Consider the following 17,986-nt stretch of genomic DNA (forward strand, 5'->3'; position numbering starts at 1 on the left):
GCGTCGTGAAGCGAGGCGCGCTAGCGCACGTCGACGAACTTCTTCAGCACCCAGCGGCGAATCGAGATCAACCCTACGCCAAGCACAATGGTGATCACCGACAGCGTAATGAAGAACGTCCGCTCGGCGGAGGCATCATCAGGGTTGTACAGCGAGCCGAGCACGCCAGATAGCGCCGTGCCCATAGACAGCGACATCAACCAGGCAGCAAACAGCCGAGATTTAAACGCCTCAGGTGCTACCTTCGTTGCCAGCGAGTTGCCCACAGGAGACAACAGCAGCTCGCCCATCGTGAACATAAAGAGGATAAGCACCAAGACCAGCAGCGGCGTCGACTTCGGACCACCACCCGCGTACGGCAGGAAGAAGAAGAGCGCGCTACCTGTAACCAAGTTTGCCACACCAAACTTCACCGCAGATGACCACTGGCGCTGCCCCAGCGCAGTCCACATGGCTGCAAAGATGGGGGAGAAGACCACGATGAAGAAAGGGTTAAACGCCTGTACCTGGGCCGGCGTGAGCTCCCACATCAAGAAATTCAGGTTAGCGCGCTGATCGGAGTAGACCGCGACCACAGTGAATTGGGATTGAAAGATCGCGAAAAACGCCACAGAACCAAACAGGAGCGGAATGTAGCCGGTTAGACGCGACTTCTCAGCAGGGGTAACTTCATCAGAGTGGAACATTTCCCACAACAGGTAAATCGTGGCGATAAGAGCGATAGCAAACACGATCCACGACAGCGATCCGAGCGGAACAATGCCGGTGACCAGCAGCGCGACTACGACAACAACGACAGCAATTGCACCAATCGCCCACATACCACGCCGCTCGCGCGGCAGTGGATTTGGAACTTCAGATCCGACAGCGCCGATGGAAGACTTCCGCATAATGATGTACTGCGTCAGTCCCATTGCCATTCCGATCGCGGCAAGCCCAAAGCCCCAGTGGAAACCGGCCTTGCCCCACACTAGGCCAGTCAACGCCGGGCCAAATAGGGAACCAATATTGACCGACATGTAGAAGATGGAGAAGCCAGCGTCTCGGCGGGGATCCTCACGCGAGTACAAATCACCGAGCACCACCTGCGAGGACGTTTTGACTCCACCGGAGCCTATACCGATGCACACCAAGCCAGTGGCAAGGCCTAGACCGCCAGGCACAAGGGCGAGGACGATGTGTCCGACCATCACCAGGATCGCGGAGTAGAACAGTGTGCGCTCCGCGCCAAGCAACCGGTCACCCACAAACGAGGCGACCAGCGCCATCATGTAGACGAAGCCACCGTAGGCGCCCACGAGGTTAAGCGCCGTGGTCTGGTCAATGCCCAGACCACCTTCAGTGGTGGAGTAGTACATGTAGAAGGCCAGGAGGGCCTGCATGCCGTAGAAGCTGAAGCGCTCCCACAGCTCAATGCCGAAGAGGTTAGCGAGTCCCCAGGGCTGACCGAACAATTTACGTTCCTTCGGCACTACACCTGGGTCGCTTGCGAGGGTCTCAGAACTCATGTAAATAAAATACGCCAGTATGCATTTTTCACACAAATAGGCATACCAACGAGTACGGTAGTTCAGTATGACACGTTACATGGGGACCGAGACCGAGTACGGGATCACGACCCCGGACGACCCGTCGATAAGCCCGCTGCTCACCTCGACGCACGCGGTGGTGGCGTATGCCGCAATGAATACGGCCGCCCGCTCCCGCTGGGACTACGAGGAGGAAGCACCGCTCAAAGACACCCGCGGGTTCGATCTGCAGCGCTACCGCACGGTTCCCGTGGTGGACCCGAACGCGATGGGCGTGGCCAACGTGGTGACCACCAACGGCGCGCGCTACTACGTCGACCACGGACACCCCGAGTACTCCTCGCCGGAGGTATCCAACGCATGGGACGCAATGATTTACGACGCCGCCGGGGACTACGTCCTCAACAAGGCCGCGTCGGACATCCGCGAGCTGTGGGAGCAGCAGGTCAGCGTGCTGGACAAGACCGCGCCGTGCCCGCCGCTGAAGTTCTACAAAAACAACGTTGACGGCAAAGGCCAGTCGTACGGCAGCCACGAGAACTATCAGTACTCCCGCCAGACGGACTTCTCGCGGCTCACCCAGGCGCTCGTCCCGTTCTTTGTCACCCGCCAGGTCATCATCGGCGCAGGCCGCGTGGGCATTGGTCAGGAGTCAGAGCGCGACGGCTTCCAGATCTCGCAGCGCGCGGACTACTTCGAGCAGGAAGTCTCGCTGGAAACCACGCTCAACCGCGGGATCGTCAACACGCGCGACGAACCGCACGCACTGGCCACGAAGTTCCGCCGCCTGCACGTCATCGTTGGCGATGCGAACATGAGCCAGTTCTCCAACTTTCTCAAGTTGGGGATGACCAAGCTCGTGCTCGACTGCATCGAGGCTGACGTCGACTTCAGCGACCTGCGGCTCGCCAACGCCGTCGACGAGATCAAGCAGGTCTCCCACGACCCAACGTGCACCCATCGCCTGTTGCTTGTCGACGGACGCCGGCTCACCGCAATCGAGCTCCTCCGCGAGTACCGCGAGCGTGCCGCAGCGCTCCCGGACCTTGACGAGGTCGATGCAAAGGTCCTGCGCCTGTGGGGCGAGGTGCTCGACGACCTCGAGCGCGACCCGCTGTCTACCGCGGACCGCCTCGATTGGACGGCGAAGTGGGCCCTCATCAGCCGGTACCTGGAGCGCGGCGTACCCATCTCGGACCCGAAGCTCAAGCTGATTGACATCCAATACGCCGACATTGACCCCGCGAAGTCGCTGTACCACGCCCTCGTGTGCAAGGGACAGATGCGCACGCTCGTGGACGAGGAAGCAATCCGCCGCGCCGTGACCGTGCCACCGGAGGACTCCCGAGCGTGGTTCCGCGGCAAGGTGAGCGAAAAGTTCGGCGAGGCCATCATCGCGTCGAGTTGGCAGTCCGTCCTCTTTGCGGTGGGCGACCAGCCGATCCGGTTCCCCATGGACGAGGTCGACGGCTTGACCAGGGCGGAGGTCGGCGAGCTTATCGAGCGCGCCGAGACCGTCGAATCACTACTGAAAGGATTAGAATCGCACCATGTCTGACATGTCTAAGCAGCAGTTTGTGCAAGGTGGCAACCACGGCGACAACAGCGCGGACGAGAGCGCCGTTGATGCCGGGCAGGCCCAGCTGAACACCTCTGGCACCGACGACATCCTCGACGAGATTGACGCCCTGCTGGACACCAACGCCGAGGAATTCGTGCGCTCGTTCGTGCAGAAGGGCGGGCAGTAACCCGCATGGCCACCGTCTACCCCCGCCGCATCATGGGCGTGGAGACCGAGTTCGGCGTCACCGCGTTCGAGCGCGGCAAGGCCGTGCTGACGCCCGAGGAAATCTCCCGCTACCTCTTTCGCCCGGTCGTCGCCGAGCACCGCAGCTCCAACATCTTCACCGACAACGCCTCGCGCCTCTACCTCGACGTTGGCTCGCACCCCGAGTACGCCACCGCCGAATGTGACTCGATCACCCAGCTGCTCAACTACGACAAGGCTGGCGAGGTCATCTTCAGCGACCTCGCCACGCAAGCAGAGCAGGCGCTCGAGCGGGACCGTGTGGGCGGCAAAGTCTTCCTGTTCAAAAACAACGTGGACTCGAAGGGCAACTCCTACGGCACGCACGAAAACTACCTGATCAGCCGCGAGCTCGCCCTGAAGTCGTTCGGCATGCAACTGCTGCCGTTTCTCATCACCCGCCAACTTCTCTGCGGGGCCGGGATGATCAAGAAGGGGCGCTTCGTCCTCTCGCAGCGCGCGGACCAGGTGTGGGAGGGCGTCTCCTCGGCCACCACCCGCACCCGGCCGATCATCAACACCCGCGACGAACCCCACGGCGATTCCCACCGCTTCCGGCGCATGCACATCATCGTGGGCGACTCGAACATGGCGGAGCCCACGTTCGCGCTCAAGGTCGGCTCGACACTGTTGGTCATTGAGATGCTCGAGGCTGGTTTCGACCTCCCGGATTTCACGCTCGACAACGCCATCGATCACATCCGCGACATCGCGGCGGACCCCACGGGCCAGACGCCACTCGCGCTCAAGAGCGGGGGCACAGTCACCGCGCTCGAGGTCCAGCAGGCCACGTTGGATGCCGCACGGCGCTGGTTGGAGTCCCGGCCGGACGAGGGCACGCCGAACGAGGAAATGGCACGCGTCATTGACTTGTGGCAGCGCACCCTGGACGCGATTGCGTCGCAAGACTTCTCCGGCGTGGACCAAGAGATTGACTGGGTAATCAAGCGAAAGTTGTTGCTCCAGGTCAAAGACAAGCTTGGGGCTGAGTGGGACCATCCAAAGCTCGCGCAGATCGACCTGACCTACCACGACATCAACCGCGAGCGCGGGCTGTTCTACCTCCTGGAGCGCAAGGGCCTCGTGCGCCGGTGGACCACCGACGAAGCGATCTCCCACGCCGCGACGGCACCGCCGGAGACGACGCGCGCGTCGTTGCGCGGCCGGTTCCTCAGCGCTGCGCGCTCGGCGGGGATGGACCACAATGTGGACTGGGTCCACCTGAAAACCAACCGCCCGGAACCCCGCACCTTGGAGCTGCTCGACCCCTTCGCTACCGAGGACCAGCGTGTCGACGAGTTCATCGCACAGATCCGCGCGATGGGCGCCGCCGACTAGCCGGACCGGGGACGAGGGAGAAAGGCAGTTACGTGGCAGAGCTCGAACCGGAAGTCCGGCAGGCGAACCTGGCCTTTGCCATGCTGGGGTCCTCGCACGACCGCGAATCGGAGTGGGTTGCCCGCAACGTGGACGGCTACCAAGACCTGGAGACCGAAGCGCTACGCGTGAAGATCCGGCGCGATGTTGAGGCGCTGCGCCGGGCAGGAGTGCCTATTTCGTATTCCGGCGGGACCCTCACCATGGACCGGGACCGCTACGAGCTGGAACCCGTTGACCTCACCGAAGAAGAGGCAAGCGCCGTGGGCTTGGCGGTGGATCTCAGCACTGGCGGCTCTCTCGGCGCGTTTGCCCGCTCCGGCTGGACCAAGCTCGCGGCATCCGGCGCGACCCGCGTGTTTGACAGCGCGCCGTTGACCTCTGCGGCCGGCGACGCCAACCGAATCGACCCGCAGGCATTCCACAACCTCCTCGCCGCGATTGAGCTGCAGAAGCGAGTCTCGTTCGACTTCACCCCAGCCGGCGGAGGGCACCCGCAGCGCCGGACGTTGGACCCGTGGGACATCGTCTCGCTGAACAACCGCGCCTACCTCGTAGGATGGGACATCGAGCGCGACGCCGACCGCATCTTCCGGCTGGTCCGCGTCGCCAACGTGACCCTCGTGCGCGAGACCGAGGACTTCCACCAGTCGCCCGAGAACACCGGGGAGCTGGTTCGCGACGTGCTGCGCGGACCGGTCACCGACGCCATCGTCACCGTACGCCGCGGCACCTGTGAGGAACTCGCCGCCGCCGGCACTCGCGCGCCGGGCGCCCGGGGCGACTCCCGTGCGGACCGCGACGAGATTCGTCTGCACGACGCCGAGCTCGACTGGGTGGTGCGCACATCGGCGGCCCACGCCGCCGACCTGGTCGCCGTGCAGCCGGAGACGGTCCGCGAACAGGTCATCGCCCTACTCAAACATTCCGCCACGCCCCACGACGCCCCGCTCCGCAGCGCAACGAGCGACAAGGCCCCGTCGCCGGAGGAATCGGGGAGCAAGCACCCCGCGGGTCACGCAAACTCCACCGGGTCAACCAGGCTCGTCCGCCTCCTCAACCTCCTGCCGTACATCACGCGGCACCAGGGGAAATCACTCATGGAGATCGCTCGCGACCTCGGGTCCAGCGTGGACGAGGTCCGCGACGACCTCAACCGGCTCCTGCTTTCCGGGGTCGGGCGCGGCCCGGGCGAGATGTTCGACCTCGAGCACACCTGGCGCGGTGTGACCGTCCTGGATGACCAGGGTCTCACCGCACCACTCCACCTCAAGCCCACCGAGGCCCACGCGCTGCTGCTCCTGCTCGAATCGCTCGAGACTCTGCCCGGCCTGGTCAACGTCGACGCCGTGCGCTCCGCCGCGGACAAGATCCGCCGTGTCAACCGGAAGCGCGGGGTAGCGGACGTGGACCAGGTCGGCGGCCTGGGGTCCGTCGCGCAGGAGATCCGCCAGGCAATCGACGCCGGCAAGCAGCTCGAGCTCCGCTACTATTCCGCTTCCTCGGACCGGGTGACCGAGCGAACCGTTTCCCCGGTCGGCGTGTTTCAGCGCGATGAGCAGGCGTACCTGCAGGCGCTCGACGGCGACCGCGTCAAGTCCTTCCGGCTCGACCGAATTCGTGAGGTCAGGCAGGGGGAGGGGGACGCGGAGGCGTCGATAAGCGTCGCGCCCCTTGACCCCGACAACCCTTTCGGACTGGCCGATGCGCCACTCGCGCAACTGCTGGTGCGCAGCGACGCGACGTGGATGGCCGACTACTGGGAACTGGAGATCGACGAGGTGGGCGGCACCGGAGCGTGGGTGCCTGCGACGTTTCGCTTTGGCAGTGAGGACTGGCTGGTGAGGTTCTGCCTGGCCCACGCGGACCGACTGCGCCTGGTGGAACCGGAAAGCTTGGTGGACACGGTGCGCGAGCGTTCACTTCGCGCGCTCGACGCGTTAAGATGACGCGTTAGATATTCAGAAATTCAAACATTCGATGTCGATGTTTTCGTTGCAGGGCATCGCCGATACCCGTGGAAAGAGAAACCATGCCAAACATTGGTTGGACCGAGCTCATCATCATCCTGGTCATCGTGTTACTGCTGTTCGGCGCAAACAAGCTGCCGGACCTCGCGCGATCGATGGGTCGCTCCGCGCGCATCTTCAAGTCCGAGGTCGATGAGATGAAGCACGACGACGCGGGCGAGGCACCCAAGGCTCAGCCGAACGCGATCGAGTCCGGCCGCAACGCGGAAACCCAGTCCGTTGCGCAACCGGAGAGCTTCTGGGACAAGCCGGAGCACCAGCGCAACCAGACCCCGCCCGCGCAGCAGTAACCGCTCGCGACAGAGAGGGGAAAAGCGTTGGCGCTGAAGCTCAAGCGCGCGAGGAAGCCGAAAAACCCGACCGGTGAGATGAGCCTGGTGGAGCACCTCCAGGAGCTACGCCGGCGCGTCATGGTGTCCATGGCCGCAATTTTGGTGGGCACCATTGTCGGCTTCATTTGGTATCAGACCGCCCCGCCGGGCATCTTCCCGTTGGGCGAGATCATCCGCGGCCCCTACTGCAACCTGCCCAGCGAACTGCGCGTAGACCTGGCCGGCGACGGCGAGTGCCGCCTGCTTGCCACCAGCCCGTTCGAGATGTTCATGCTGCGCCTGAAGGTCGGCGCCCTCGCCGGCCTCGTCCTGGCCTCCCCGGTGTGGCTGACGCAGATCTGGAACTTCATCACCCCGGGGCTGCACAAGAACGAACGCCGCTACACCTTTACCTTTGTCACGCTGGCGGTCGCGCTGTTTGTGGCTGGCGCTGTGCTCGCGTACTTCGTGCTGGACAAGGGCCTGTACGTGCTCATGTCCATCGGCACCGAAGTGCAGGTCGGCGCGCTCACCGGTGGCAATTACTACAGCTTCCTGCTCGCGTTGATCGTCATCTTTGGCGTGAGCTTCGAGCTGCCGCTCATCATCGTCATGCTCAACCTCGTCGGCGTGCTGCGCTACGAGCACGTCGCGGGCAAGCGCCGCCTGATCATCGTGCTCATCTTCATCTTCGCCGCCATCATGACCCCGGGCCAGGATCCGTTCTCCATGGTCGCGCTCGCGCTGTCCATCACCGTGTTAGTGGAGATGGCCTTCCAGTTCTGCCGCATTCATGACAAGCGCACGAACCAGTCGCGCCCGGAGTGGATGGACCTTGATGACGAGCAAGCGTCCGGCCCCGTCACCTCCTCCGGCTCCATCGGGCGCGCGCAGCCCGTTGGCGCGACCTCCCGGCCAAGCGCGCCGTCGAGGGTTTCCCCGTCGGCACCGCCGGCGGCACCGAGCGCCCCGCCCGCCCCGGGCAGCGGTGGCTCACACACCTACGGTCACGGAGATCCGTTCAACGACGTACTGTAAGGGGCATGGATTCCAGCGTTTCCCCCTCACAGTCAGACAACCAAAGTCTTTCGGAGGACAATACCGCCGAGACCACAGGGGCCACTGAGGCCTCCGCACCCTTAGCGTTTCTGCCGGAGTTCCGCGACGCCAAGCCCTTCCCACTCGATGACTTCCAGGTGGAGGCCTGCGCAGACATCGAGCGTGGCCACGGCGTCCTCGTGTGCGCACCGACCGGCTCCGGCAAGACGGTTGTTGGCGAGTTCGCCGTTGCGCTGGCCCTGCACCAAGGCACGAAGTGCTTCTACACCACGCCCATCAAGGCGCTGAGTAACCAGAAGTACCACGACCTCGTCGCCGAGCACGGCGAGGACGCCGTCGGCCTCCTCACCGGCGACACCTCAATCAACGGGTCCGCCGAGATCGTCGTGATGACCACCGAGGTGCTGCGAAACATGATCTACGCGGACTCCCGGCAGCTTGATCGGCTCTCGCACGTGGTGATGGATGAAATCCATTACCTCGCCGACCGGGACCGCGGCGCGGTGTGGGAGGAAATCATCCTCAACCTGGACGAGTCCGTCAGCCTCGTCGGGCTATCCGCCACCGTGTCCAATTCCGAGGAGTTCGGCGAGTGGCTCGACGCGGTGCGCGGTGATACCCGCGTGATCGTCTCCGAGCACCGCCCGGTCCCGCTGAGCCAGTACATGATGGTGGGCCGCAAGGTCTTCCCGCTGTTCGAACCCGGCACTGGCGGCGGCACATACAGCACCGACAGCACCGAAGGCGGGAAGGTGAACCGCGCCCTCGTCCACGCGATCGAGCGCATCGAGTCCGGCTCCCGCGACGAGGGCCGCAGCGACTTCAAGGAGGGACGCGGCTTCCGCGCCCGCTCCACCGGCCGCCGCAGCGGCGCCCAGCGCGCCCAGGACAAGATCAAGCCGGTCGGCCGCCCGCAGGTCGTCGCAGCACTGGGAAGCCGCGACATGCTCCCGGCCATCGTCTTCATCTTCTCCCGCGCGGGCTGCGACGGCGCCCTTTTCCAGTGCCTGCGCACCCGCAAGGAGCTCACTACCCCGGAAGAGCAGGAGGAGGCAAGAGCTATTATCGACGCCGGCGTCGAAGGCATCCCCGACGAAGACCTCAACGTGCTCAACTTCCGCCAACTCCGCACGGCCTGGCTGCGCGGCTTCGCCGCCCACCACGCCGGCCTGCTCCCCGCGTTCAAACACATCGTGGAGCAGCTGTTCGTCCGCGGTCTGGTCAAAGTGGTCTTCGCCACCGAAACGCTTGCGCTGGGTATCAACATGCCGGCGCGCACCGTCGTGTTGGAAAAGCTGGTCAAGTTTAACGGCGAGGCGCACGTCGACCTCACGCCGGGGCAGTACACGCAGCTCACCGGCCGCGCGGGCCGCCGCGGCATCGACCATATCGGCAACGCGGTGGTGCAGTGGTCTCCGGCGATGGACCCGCACGAGGTGGCTGGGTTGGCGTCCACGCGCACCTACCCACTCATCTCGCAGTTCCAGCCCGGGTACAACATGGCAATCAACATGCTGGGCATGAACGGTTATGACGACTCCATCCGTCTCATTGAGCAATCGTTCGCCCAGTTTCAGACCAACCGCTCCGTGGTGGGCGAAGTGCGTGACATCGACCGCCTGCGCTCCAAGGTACGCAGCCTGCGCGCGCAACTGGAACGAGACGTGGCCGGCTTTAACCCGCCGGGCACGGACCCGGCGGCGGCCCTGGAGGAGTACCTGCAGTTGCGCCGCGACCTCTCCGAGGCTGAGAAGGACGCGCGCCGCCACGCGCTGGAAAACCGCCAGGCGGAGACGGAGACGATCCTGGGGCGGCTGCGCGTCGGCGAGGTCATCGCCTTGCCGGGGAAGAAGAAGCCGGAGCTAGCCGCCGTCGTGCAGGTGGCGGGAAAGAAGCGCGATCCCCGCCCGTGGGTGACCACGGAACGCGGCTGGTCCGGGCGCATCGACGCCGGCTCGTTCCGCAACGCGCCAGTCATCGTTGGGCAGATCAAGGTACCCCGCCACGTGCAGGACCAGCCGCGCAAGCACACCCGCAAAGTGGTGAACATGCTGCACAGCGGGAATTTCAACGCGCCGCGTAAGCTCAAGGACAAGGTGCGGGTCCGGCCCAGCAAGAAGGTGACCGCGCTGCGCGAGGCCATGCACAACCACCCGGTGCACGCGTGGCCGCCGCATGACCGCGAGGTGCTCGCGCGTGTCGGGGAGGAGCTGGTGCGCAACGAGCGCAAGCTGCGCCGGCTGACCAACAGCGTGGATCGTTCGACCGATTCGTTGGGCCGCACCTTCGAGCGCATCATCGGACTGCTCACGGAGATGGACTACGTCGAGCTCATCGGCGGCGAGCCGCGCGTGACCGACGAAGGCGAGCGCCTGGCGCGCATCCACAACGTCTCCGACCTGCTCGTCGCGCAGTGCCTCAAGCGCGGTATTTGGGACGAGCTGGACCCCGCGGAGCTCGCCGGCGTGGCGTCCATGGTGGTGTTTGAAAACCGCAAGGCCACGCACGGCGAACCGGAGGCTGCCACGGACCGAATGGCGGAGGCGATGGGGGAGACCATGCGCGTCTACGGCGAGCTCTCCTTTGATGAGCAGCGCCACCAGCTGCCGGTGACGCGACTCCCGGATCCCGCGTTCTCGCTCGCCATGCACCAGTGGACCGCCGGCGCCCCGCTCGGGTACGCGCTGGCGGCCGCCGCGGAGTCCGGCACCGAGCTGACCCCCGGCGACTTTGTGCGCTGGTGCCGCCAGGTCATCGACCTGCTCGAGCAGGTCAAGAAGACCGGGTACAGCGACGAGGTCCGCGACAGCGCCAACCGGGCCATTGACGCTATTCGACGCGGCGTCGTCGCCATCGGCAACTAGCAGGCGACCCGTGCCACCTCGATGGCGTCGCGCACTTCCTTGTTCAGCAGGGAGACGGTGGCGATGTGCAGGTTGACGCGCCACGGGTCGAGGATGAGGGACTGGATGCCGGCGAGGTGGGCGTCGATAAGCACTGGGCCCCCGGAGTCCCCCTTGATCGCGGGGGCGGCGTTGGCGACGATGCCCGCCGGGCGCACGATGGTGCGCATGCTGCGCGAAAAGGCGAGCGGAAGCGTGATGAGGAATCGCCCGTCGCGGGCCGCGGGGGAGGTGGCGCCGCCGCCGAATCCGAACGTGACCGTGCGTTTCAGCGCGCTTCCAAGCAAGCGCGCGGGCGGGGCGAGGGGCGGGTACGGGCCAGGCGGCGCGTCGTCGGCGGTGCGGACGCGATTGAGCGTGATGAGTGCCACGTCGGTGCCTTCGAAGATGCGCACCTCGCGGGCGCGACGGCGGGTGCCCCGCAGGCGCACTGTGATGCGGGACGGGGCGGGGCGCTCTGGAAGCAGGAAATGGGCGCAGGTGAGCACCGTGTCCTGAGCAACGAGGATGCCCGAGCAGTAGCGCGCGCCCACGGAGCAGCGGACGATCAAGTCGGGGTAGCAGGGGACAGGGTCGGTCACGCGCTCGAGTGTAACTGGCCTATCATTGCCAGCATGACGCGTATAGATCAGTCCACGTTCGCACACCGTCGATCCCGTGCCGCCGAGCTCGTTGCGGCGCACAAGCTCGGGGGCCTGGTTGTTGGCACCGGCCCGGAGTTTGCCTACCTCACCGGCTCCTGGGCCTCCTCGCACGAGCGGCTCACCGCCCTGGCCATCGGGCCGGACGGGCGGGTCGTGCTCGTCGCTCCGGTGACGGACATTGGCAGCCTGGGCGTTGCCGGCGACGATGTGGAAATCCGCGGCTGGCAGGACGGGCAGGACCCGTACCAGCTGGCAACTGAGGCGCTCGATGCGTCCGCACCCGTGGCGCTGGGCAGCTCGCTGACCGCAAACCACGTCTTCGCGCTGCAGGCCCTGCTCCCGCAAACCCGTCTGGCGACGGACACGCTTGCTGAGCTGTTTATGGCTAAGGAACCGGCCGAGTTGGCAGAGCTCAAGCGCGCCGGCGAGGCAATCGACCGCGTCCATGCCCGCGTGCCGGAGTTCCTGGTGGCGGGCCGCACCGAGGCGCAGGTGGCCGCCGAGCTGGACCGCCTGATCATGGACGAGCACGAGTCCGTCGACTTTGTCATCGTCGGCTCCGGCGAAAACGGCGCCAACCCGCACCACGACTTCTCCGAGCGCGTGCTGGAAGACGGCGACGTGGTTGTCGTGGACCTGGGCGGCACGCTGGATTCGGGCTACCACTCGGACTGCACCCGCACCTACATCGTGGGCGGCGACCCTGCGAAGGCGGATCCCGAGGTGGTCAAGGCCTACGAGGTACTGTTCCGCGCCCACCAGGCGGCGGTCACCGCGGCACGCCCCGGCATTACCGCCGGCGAGCTGGACGCGGTGGCGCGCGGCGTGATCGAGGAGGCCGGGTACGGCGAGTACTTCACGCACCGCCTGGGCCACGGCATCGGCCTGGCGGGCCACGAGGACCCGTTCATCATCGCCGGCAACGACACCGCGTTGCAGGCCAACATGGCGTTTTCCATCGAGCCGGGCATCTACGTGCCGGGCAAGTGGGGCATGCGCCTGGAAGACATCGTTTACCTGGACGAGGACGGCGCAGTCTCGCTGGATAACGTCTCCCGCGACCTCCGCTAAGCCCATGTCTCGACCCATCCGCGGCGGGAGGACCGCCGAACCGCCCACCACCGGCACCGTGCTCGTGCTCGGCGGCACCAGCGACATTGGCACCGCCATCGCCCTGCGCGTCTGCTCCGGGCGGAGGGTCGTGCTGGCCATGCGCAAGCCCGAACGCGCTGACGCTCGCGCCATCGCGGAGCGTCTGCGCGAAGCCGGCGCCGCCAGCATCGAGTGCATCCGGTTCGAGGCCACGGAGCTCGAGTCCCACCGCCGGATAGTGGAATCCGTGCACGCCGCGGAGGAGATCACCACCGCCGTTGTCGCGTTTGGCGTCCTCGGCGATCAGTCGCGCGCCGAGCGCGACGAGTCCGAGGCCGTCCGCATCGGCAGCGTGGACTACCTCGCACAAATCAGCGCGCTGACCGTGCTGGCGGACGTCATGGGTCGCGGCAACATCTTTGCGTTCTCATCCATCGCCGGCTGGCGGGCCCGCCGCGCGAACTACGTCTACGGCTCCACCAAGGCGGGGCTCGACGCGTTCTGCCAGGGCCTGGCGGACCGGCTCCACGGCTCGGCGCTGCACTTGATCACCGCGCGCCCCGGGTTTGTTATCGGCTCGATGACGGAGGGGATGACGCCCGCGATCATGTCGGTGACTCCGGACGAAGTCGCCGATGCGGTCGTCGACGCCGCCCAGCGGGGCCGCAGCACAACCGTGTGGATCCCGCGCCGCCTCGCCGCGCTCGCGCTGGTCATGCGCCTCGTCCCGCGCCCGATCTGGCGTCATATGCCGAGGTAGGACGCATGTTTCCTCTCACCCGCACAATCGCGGGGCTGCTTGTCGACGCCCTCCACGACCCCCGCCGCACCGAGCCGGAGCACACCACGCCGACGTGGGTGACGGGCATGACTCCCGGATCCCTCCTCAACGCCCGCGAAATCAAGGCCGTAGGCCTGACCAAGCGTCTCAACCCCGCCGACGTTTGGGGGGATCGACTACGTTACTGCGGACGAGGACGGCCGCGCCCTCACCGCCACCGGGGCGGTCTTCCGCTCGCGCACCCCCTGGCCGGGCCACGGCCCGCGCCCCACCATCGCGTTCGCCCCCTCCACGCAGGGCGTCGCCCCGCGCTGCAATCCCTCGTACTCCTGCACCGTCGGCCTCGCCCCGCGCCGCGCGCCGTGGGACCTCATCGCCGCCTACGAGCAGCCGGCGATCAACCTGCTGCTCGCGGCGGGCGCCAACGTCGTGCTCACCGACTACCCCCGAAACCCGGCGGAGAACGTGCAGCTGTACTGCGACCATGTCGCCGCCGCGCAGTCGCTCATCGACGCCACCCGCGCCGCCTCATCCCTCTCCGTCGACACCACCGTGCTCGGCCTGTGGGGCTTCTCCCAGGGCGGCGGGGCAGTGGGCGCCTGGCTCGAACGCCCGGAGTACGCCCCGGAGCTCCAGCCGCAAGCCGCCGTCGTCGGCGCGCCCCCGGCCGCGCTCGTGCCGATGCTCGACCACGTCGACGGCGCCATGCCCTCCGTGGTGATCCTTTACGCCGTCGCGGGACTCATGGCGCACCACCCGGATCTGGCGGATGAGATCCTGCCGCACCTCAGCCCCGAAGGTGCCGCGACGATCCTGGCGGACTCGGACCTCTGTGCCGTCGGGGCGTCGCTTCGCCGCCCCTGGGCGCACACGACCCGGTGGACTCGCAGTGGCCTCAGCATGGCGGAGCTCCTCCACTCCCTCCCTGGCACCTCCGAGCACCTCGAGTCGATCGCGCTCGGACGCAGGCGCCCGCTGCGCATCCCGACCCGGTTCTGGGGCTCGCTCCACGACGACATCATCCCGTACCCGCAGCTCACCGCGCTCGCGAACGCGTGGGAGATTCCCTTGCAGACGCGCCGCATGCCGCGCGTGCCGGGCAGGACGGGCGTCAACCACTATGGCCCGTATTTCCAACATCTGGCTGGTGACGTCAAATGGCTCGTGCGACAGCTGGACAGGTAGTCTGGCCGCATGCCGCTGTTTATTTTCGCCTACTTTCTCATTGAGGCACTCGCGTTCTTCGGCGTTGCCAAGCTCATCGGCGTCGGCTGGGCACTGCTCGCCATCTTCGCGCTGATGTTTCTCGGTGGTGCGCTCGCCAGCCTCGCGCTGCGTGGCACGCTAGTCAACGCCGCCGAGGGGCGCTCGTCGCTCGGCAGGGTAGCGGGGGACTCCGCCCTGTTGATGACGGGATGGCTGCTGTGCATCATTCCCGGCTTCGTCAGCTCCCTGCTCGGGTTCCTGCTCATCTTCGGCCCCACCCGCGGGTTCCTGCGCCGCTTCATCCGAGCGCGGACAATCCGGAGCATGGAAAACTTCGGTGTCCGCGTGTACAACACCTCGCCGCTGTCGCAGTTCCAGACCAGCTACGGCAACTTCGGCGCCGACCGGCAGGCAGGCGGCCACCAGGCGCACGAGCAGGACACGGAGCACGACGTCATTGACGCCGACGAGCTCGAGGCCATGTTCCGCGCCGAAGGTCCGGAGGGTGATCGTGGCGACGGGGACGGAGGGGCGTCGACAAGCAAAGAGCCCGACGGCGGAAAGGACAAGTAGGTGCAGGGAGTGCTGCGACTGCTGCTGGCTGCGGGGGCGGGCGCGCTGGCGTACCTGTCCTACGAACCGCACGGGCTCTGGTGGGCGGGCGTCCTCGCGATGGCGCTGCTCTTTGGCGCGCTCGCGCCGTGGGGGAGCGCGCGGCCCGGGGTGTGGACGGGCGCTGGTCTCGGCCTCGTCCAGGCGCTGGTGTGCTACCTCCTGCTGTTGCCGTGGATCGGTGAGTTCGTGGGCGCGATGCCGTATGTGGCGCTCTCCGTCTTCCTGGCGCTGTACGCGCTGGCCACCGGCGCCTTCGGCACGCTCGTTGCCCGCTGGCGCTACGGCTTCGCCGCATTCGCACTGGTCTACGTGGCCGTGGAGTTCTGTCGCTCCTCGTTCCCGTTCGGTGGGTTCGCCTGGGTGCGGCTCGCTTGGGGGCAGATCGGCGGTCCGCTTGGCAACCTTGCGCATTTCGGCGGGCCCGCGCTCGTGACGTTGGCGGTGGTGCTCGCCGGCGCAGGGCTGGCGGCGCTGGTGGTCGCCCACGGGCGCGCACGCGCTGCGGGCGGGGTCGCGGTCGTGGCGCCGCTGGTCTTGGGGCTGGCGGCGTCGGCTGCGGTCAACACGCCCGCCCACGAGGTTGGGACGGCCCGCGCGGCGACAGTGCAGGGCAACGTCCCGCGGCTCGGGCTGGATTTCAACGCGCAGCGCCGCGCGGTGCTGAGCAATCACGTGGAGGAGACCAAGCGGCTGGCGCAGGACGCGAAGGATCAAGGACAGCCGCTTGACCTGGTGATCTGGCCGGAGAACGCCTCGGACGTCAACCCGTTTACGGACCCGGAGGCGGGCGCGCTGGTCAAGGAGGCCGCTGCGGCCGTCGGCGTCCCCGTCCTGGTGGGCACACTCACGCGCGACCAGGTGGGGGAGCGCAACACCATGGTGGTCATCAACCCGGACGGCTCGGTGGGCGAGCGGCACAACAAGCGCTTCCTCCAGCCGTTTGGCGAGTACATGCCCATGCGCGACTTCTTCCGCAACTTTTCCGACATGGTGGATCTGGCCGGGGACTTCAAGCCCGGCGATGGCCCGGGCGTGGTCCGGATGGGAACGACGGTCGTCGGCGTGGCCACGTGCTACGAGGTCGCGGAGGATCCGGCTTACCGCATGGCGGTGCGCAACGGCGCGCAGCTGCTGGCCACCCCGACGAACAACGCGACCTTCGGCTTCACCGACATGACCTACCAGCAGCTGGCCATGAGCCGCATGCGCGCGATCGAGACCGACCGCGCCGTGGTCGTCGCCGCGACCTCCGGGGTCTCTGCGATCGTGCACCCAGACGGTTCCGTCTCCCAACAAAGCGAGATTTTCCAGGCCGCGCACCTGCAGGAGGAGCTCCCGCTCAAGGACTCCATCACCCCAGCCGTGCGGTTCGGCCAGTGGCTAGAGTGGCTGTTAGTACTCGGCGGTGCCGCGGTCGCGCTCGGTGCCGTGGCGCGCCCCAAGCGCGAGTATGCTGCTAAGAGTCCCGCGGAGAAGGAGCGTATGGCTTAGCGACGCCCACGCGGCCCCACCACAGGCCCGCACCCACTTCCGCGAACCGAAACGAATACCCAACAAGACGTATCTGCAAAAGGAGTCAATCGCCCATGGCGAACGCAACGCTGGTGATCATCCCCACCTACAACGAGCTGGAGAACATCCCGCTGATTACGGAGCGCGTACTGACGGCGAACCCGGAGGTCGACCTACTGATCGTGGACGATAACTCTCCGGACGGCACCGGCGACAAGGCTGATGAGCTGGCGGCGAAGCACGATGAGGTCCACGTCCTGCACCGCGCCGGCAAGGAGGGCCTGCTCGCCGCCTACCGCGCCGGCTTCCGCTGGGGCTTGGAGCGTGACTACGCCGTGCTGTGCCAGATGGACGCGGACGGCTCCCACAAACCGGAGGAGCTTCCGCGCCTGCTCGCCGCGATTGAGCGCGGCGGCGACCTGGTAATCGGCTCCCGCTACGTCGAGGGCGGCGAGGCGAAGAACTGGCCCCGCCAGCGCTATCTGCTGTCCAAGCTGGGCAACCAGTACATCTCGCTGGCGCTCGGTGACGACGTCGCCGATATGACCGCCGGCTACCGTGCGTTCCGCCGCGAGGTCCTCGAGGCCATCGACCTGGACGCGCTGTCCAACAAGGGCTACATCTTCCAGGTGGACCTGGCGCACAAGGTCATCGACGCCGGCTTCGACGTGCGCGAGGTGCCCATCACTTTTGAGGACCGCACGCTGGGCGAGTCCAAGCTGGACGCGAGCTTCGCCGGCCAGTCCCTCGTCGAGGTGACGAAGTGGGGCGTGAAGGAGAAGTCCTGGAAGGTCAGCGAGATGGCCAAGGAGGGCGGCAAGCTGCTTCAGTACGAGTTTGATAACTCGAAGCTCTCCCGCCTCGGCGCGAAGGCCGACCAGCTGCCGGAGCAGGTGGTCAACATGATCGCCGAGGGCGCGAAGCTGGGCAACTACGAGCTGAACAACAGCCCCCTGCGCAAGGTGCCGGGCAAGGTCACCGACATGGTGAGCCAGGCGACTGAGATGATCAGCGAGGGCCTCGGTCTCGTGCGCTACGAGGCGACCAAGAAGCAGCGCTAAGCACCAACGACCAACGGCCCGGACCACAGTGGACTCACTGTGCCGGGCCGTTGCGTATG

At 66.4% G+C, this 17,986-nt stretch carries 16 protein-coding genes; 13 read left to right on the forward strand and 3 right to left on the reverse strand.

The annotated features are described in order from the left end of the window. Positions 1-20: 20 nt before the first annotated feature. Positions 21-1,508: a peptide MFS transporter gene (locus tag EAW56_RS03290; RefSeq protein ID WP_122085031.1), complete on the reverse strand. Its 1,488-nt coding sequence runs from the start codon at positions 1,506-1,508 to the stop codon at positions 21-23. A 67-nt stretch (positions 1,509-1,575) separates the two neighbouring features. On the opposite strand from EAW56_RS03290, the gene dop reads away from it, so the two are divergent. The 7 genes from dop (at position 1,576) to EAW56_RS03325 (ending at position 10,977) form a co-directional block, all read left to right on the forward strand. Beyond that, complete coding sequence (gene dop / locus EAW56_RS03295) at positions 1,576-3,087, forward strand: depupylase/deamidase Dop (RefSeq protein WP_122085033.1); 1,512 nt, start codon at positions 1,576-1,578, stop codon at positions 3,085-3,087. A gap of 1 nt (position 3,088) precedes the next feature. Continuing rightward, positions 3,089-3,277 (forward strand): ubiquitin-like protein Pup, encoded by a 189-nt coding sequence (locus EAW56_RS03300; protein WP_208636481.1) that lies wholly within the window; start codon positions 3,089-3,091, stop codon positions 3,275-3,277. A 5-nt stretch (positions 3,278-3,282) separates the two neighbouring features. After that, entirely contained in the window at positions 3,283-4,674 is a 1,392-nt protein-coding gene (pafA, locus tag EAW56_RS03305; protein ID WP_122085038.1) for a Pup--protein ligase, read from the forward strand. A 32-nt stretch (positions 4,675-4,706) separates the two neighbouring features. Continuing rightward, the gene (locus EAW56_RS03310; protein WP_122085040.1) at positions 4,707-6,662 is read left to right on the forward strand and encodes a helix-turn-helix transcriptional regulator; all 1,956 of its coding nucleotides are present in this window, start codon (positions 4,707-4,709) and stop codon (positions 6,660-6,662) included. Between the two features lie 83 nt (positions 6,663-6,745). Then, positions 6,746-7,033, forward strand: coding sequence for a Sec-independent protein translocase subunit TatA (gene tatA, locus EAW56_RS03315; RefSeq protein WP_095553698.1), 288 nt, complete (start codon positions 6,746-6,748; stop codon positions 7,031-7,033). Between the two features lie 78 nt (positions 7,034-7,111). Continuing rightward, positions 7,112-8,092, forward strand: a complete 981-nt coding sequence (gene tatC, locus EAW56_RS03320) for a twin-arginine translocase subunit TatC (protein WP_122085095.1) — start codon at positions 7,112-7,114, stop codon at positions 8,090-8,092. A gap of 5 nt (positions 8,093-8,097) precedes the next feature. After that, positions 8,098-10,977, forward strand: coding sequence for a DEAD/DEAH box helicase (locus EAW56_RS03325; RefSeq protein ID WP_122085043.1), 2,880 nt, complete (start codon positions 8,098-8,100; stop codon positions 10,975-10,977). Here the strand turns inward: EAW56_RS03325 and EAW56_RS03330 are convergent. Then, complete coding sequence (locus EAW56_RS03330) at positions 10,974-11,597, reverse strand: trypsin-like peptidase domain-containing protein (RefSeq protein ID WP_095536138.1); 624 nt, start codon at positions 11,595-11,597, stop codon at positions 10,974-10,976. The genes EAW56_RS03325 and EAW56_RS03330 overlap by 4 nt on opposite strands. 33 nt (positions 11,598-11,630) lie before the next feature. Between EAW56_RS03330 and EAW56_RS03335 the strand changes: the two genes are divergently transcribed. Together EAW56_RS03335 and EAW56_RS03340 are read left to right on the forward strand one after the other, a co-directional pair. Further along, positions 11,631-12,731: a M24 family metallopeptidase gene (locus EAW56_RS03335; RefSeq protein WP_095536137.1), complete on the forward strand. Its 1,101-nt coding sequence runs from the start codon at positions 11,631-11,633 to the stop codon at positions 12,729-12,731. 4 nt (positions 12,732-12,735) lie between these two features. Beyond that, positions 12,736-13,512: an SDR family oxidoreductase gene (locus EAW56_RS03340; RefSeq protein ID WP_095536136.1), complete on the forward strand. Its 777-nt coding sequence runs from the start codon at positions 12,736-12,738 to the stop codon at positions 13,510-13,512. 197 nt (positions 13,513-13,709) lie between these two features. Here EAW56_RS03340 and EAW56_RS12975 read toward each other — a convergent pair whose 3' ends face one another. Further along, positions 13,710-13,907 (reverse strand): hypothetical protein, encoded by a 198-nt coding sequence (locus EAW56_RS12975; protein WP_244213336.1) that lies wholly within the window; start codon positions 13,905-13,907, stop codon positions 13,710-13,712. A gap of 55 nt (positions 13,908-13,962) precedes the next feature. Between EAW56_RS12975 and EAW56_RS12980 the strand changes: the two genes are divergently transcribed. From EAW56_RS12980 to EAW56_RS03360, 4 genes are all read left to right on the forward strand, one after another. Beyond that, on the forward strand, positions 13,963-14,718 hold the full coding sequence (locus EAW56_RS12980) for a lipase family protein (RefSeq protein WP_244213337.1): 756 nt from the start codon (positions 13,963-13,965) through the stop codon (positions 14,716-14,718). Between the two features lie 9 nt (positions 14,719-14,727). Next, on the forward strand, positions 14,728-15,312 hold the full coding sequence (locus tag EAW56_RS03350) for an FxsA family protein (protein ID WP_122085045.1): 585 nt from the start codon (positions 14,728-14,730) through the stop codon (positions 15,310-15,312). After that, positions 15,313-16,845 (forward strand): apolipoprotein N-acyltransferase, encoded by a 1,533-nt coding sequence (gene lnt / locus EAW56_RS03355; protein ID WP_208636480.1) that lies wholly within the window; start codon positions 15,313-15,315, stop codon positions 16,843-16,845. It begins immediately after the preceding gene. Between the two features lie 95 nt (positions 16,846-16,940). Then, entirely contained in the window at positions 16,941-17,927 is a 987-nt protein-coding gene (locus EAW56_RS03360; RefSeq protein ID WP_122085048.1) for a polyprenol monophosphomannose synthase, read from the forward strand. Positions 17,928-17,986 lie beyond the last annotated feature (59 nt).

Source organism: Corynebacterium gottingense, assembly GCF_003693265.1.
In the GTDB taxonomy this organism is placed as follows: domain Bacteria; phylum Actinomycetota; class Actinomycetes; order Mycobacteriales; family Mycobacteriaceae; genus Corynebacterium; species Corynebacterium gottingense.

Coding starts and splice junctions, on each gene's coding strand:
- EAW56_RS03290 (WP_122085031.1), bottom strand. CDS start 1,508: ATGAGTTCTGAGACCCTCGCAAGCGACCCAGGTGTAGTGCCGAAGGAA.
- dop (WP_122085033.1), top strand. CDS start 1,576: ATGACACGTTACATGGGGACCGAGACCGAGTACGGGATCACGACCCCG.
- EAW56_RS03300 (WP_208636481.1), top strand. CDS start 3,089: ATGTCTAAGCAGCAGTTTGTGCAAGGTGGCAACCACGGCGACAACAGC.
- pafA (WP_122085038.1), top strand. CDS start 3,283: ATGGCCACCGTCTACCCCCGCCGCATCATGGGCGTGGAGACCGAGTTC.
- tatA (WP_095553698.1), top strand. CDS start 6,746: ATGCCAAACATTGGTTGGACCGAGCTCATCATCATCCTGGTCATCGTG.
- tatC (WP_122085095.1), top strand. CDS start 7,112: ATGAGCCTGGTGGAGCACCTCCAGGAGCTACGCCGGCGCGTCATGGTG.
- EAW56_RS03325 (WP_122085043.1), top strand. CDS start 8,098: ATGGATTCCAGCGTTTCCCCCTCACAGTCAGACAACCAAAGTCTTTCG.
- EAW56_RS03335 (WP_095536137.1), top strand. CDS start 11,631: ATGACGCGTATAGATCAGTCCACGTTCGCACACCGTCGATCCCGTGCC.
- EAW56_RS03340 (WP_095536136.1), top strand. CDS start 12,736: ATGTCTCGACCCATCCGCGGCGGGAGGACCGCCGAACCGCCCACCACC.
- EAW56_RS12975 (WP_244213336.1), bottom strand. CDS start 13,907: ATGAGGTCCCACGGCGCGCGGCGCGGGGCGAGGCCGACGGTGCAGGAG.
- EAW56_RS03350 (WP_122085045.1), top strand. CDS start 14,728: ATGCCGCTGTTTATTTTCGCCTACTTTCTCATTGAGGCACTCGCGTTC.
- EAW56_RS03360 (WP_122085048.1), top strand. CDS start 16,941: ATGGCGAACGCAACGCTGGTGATCATCCCCACCTACAACGAGCTGGAG.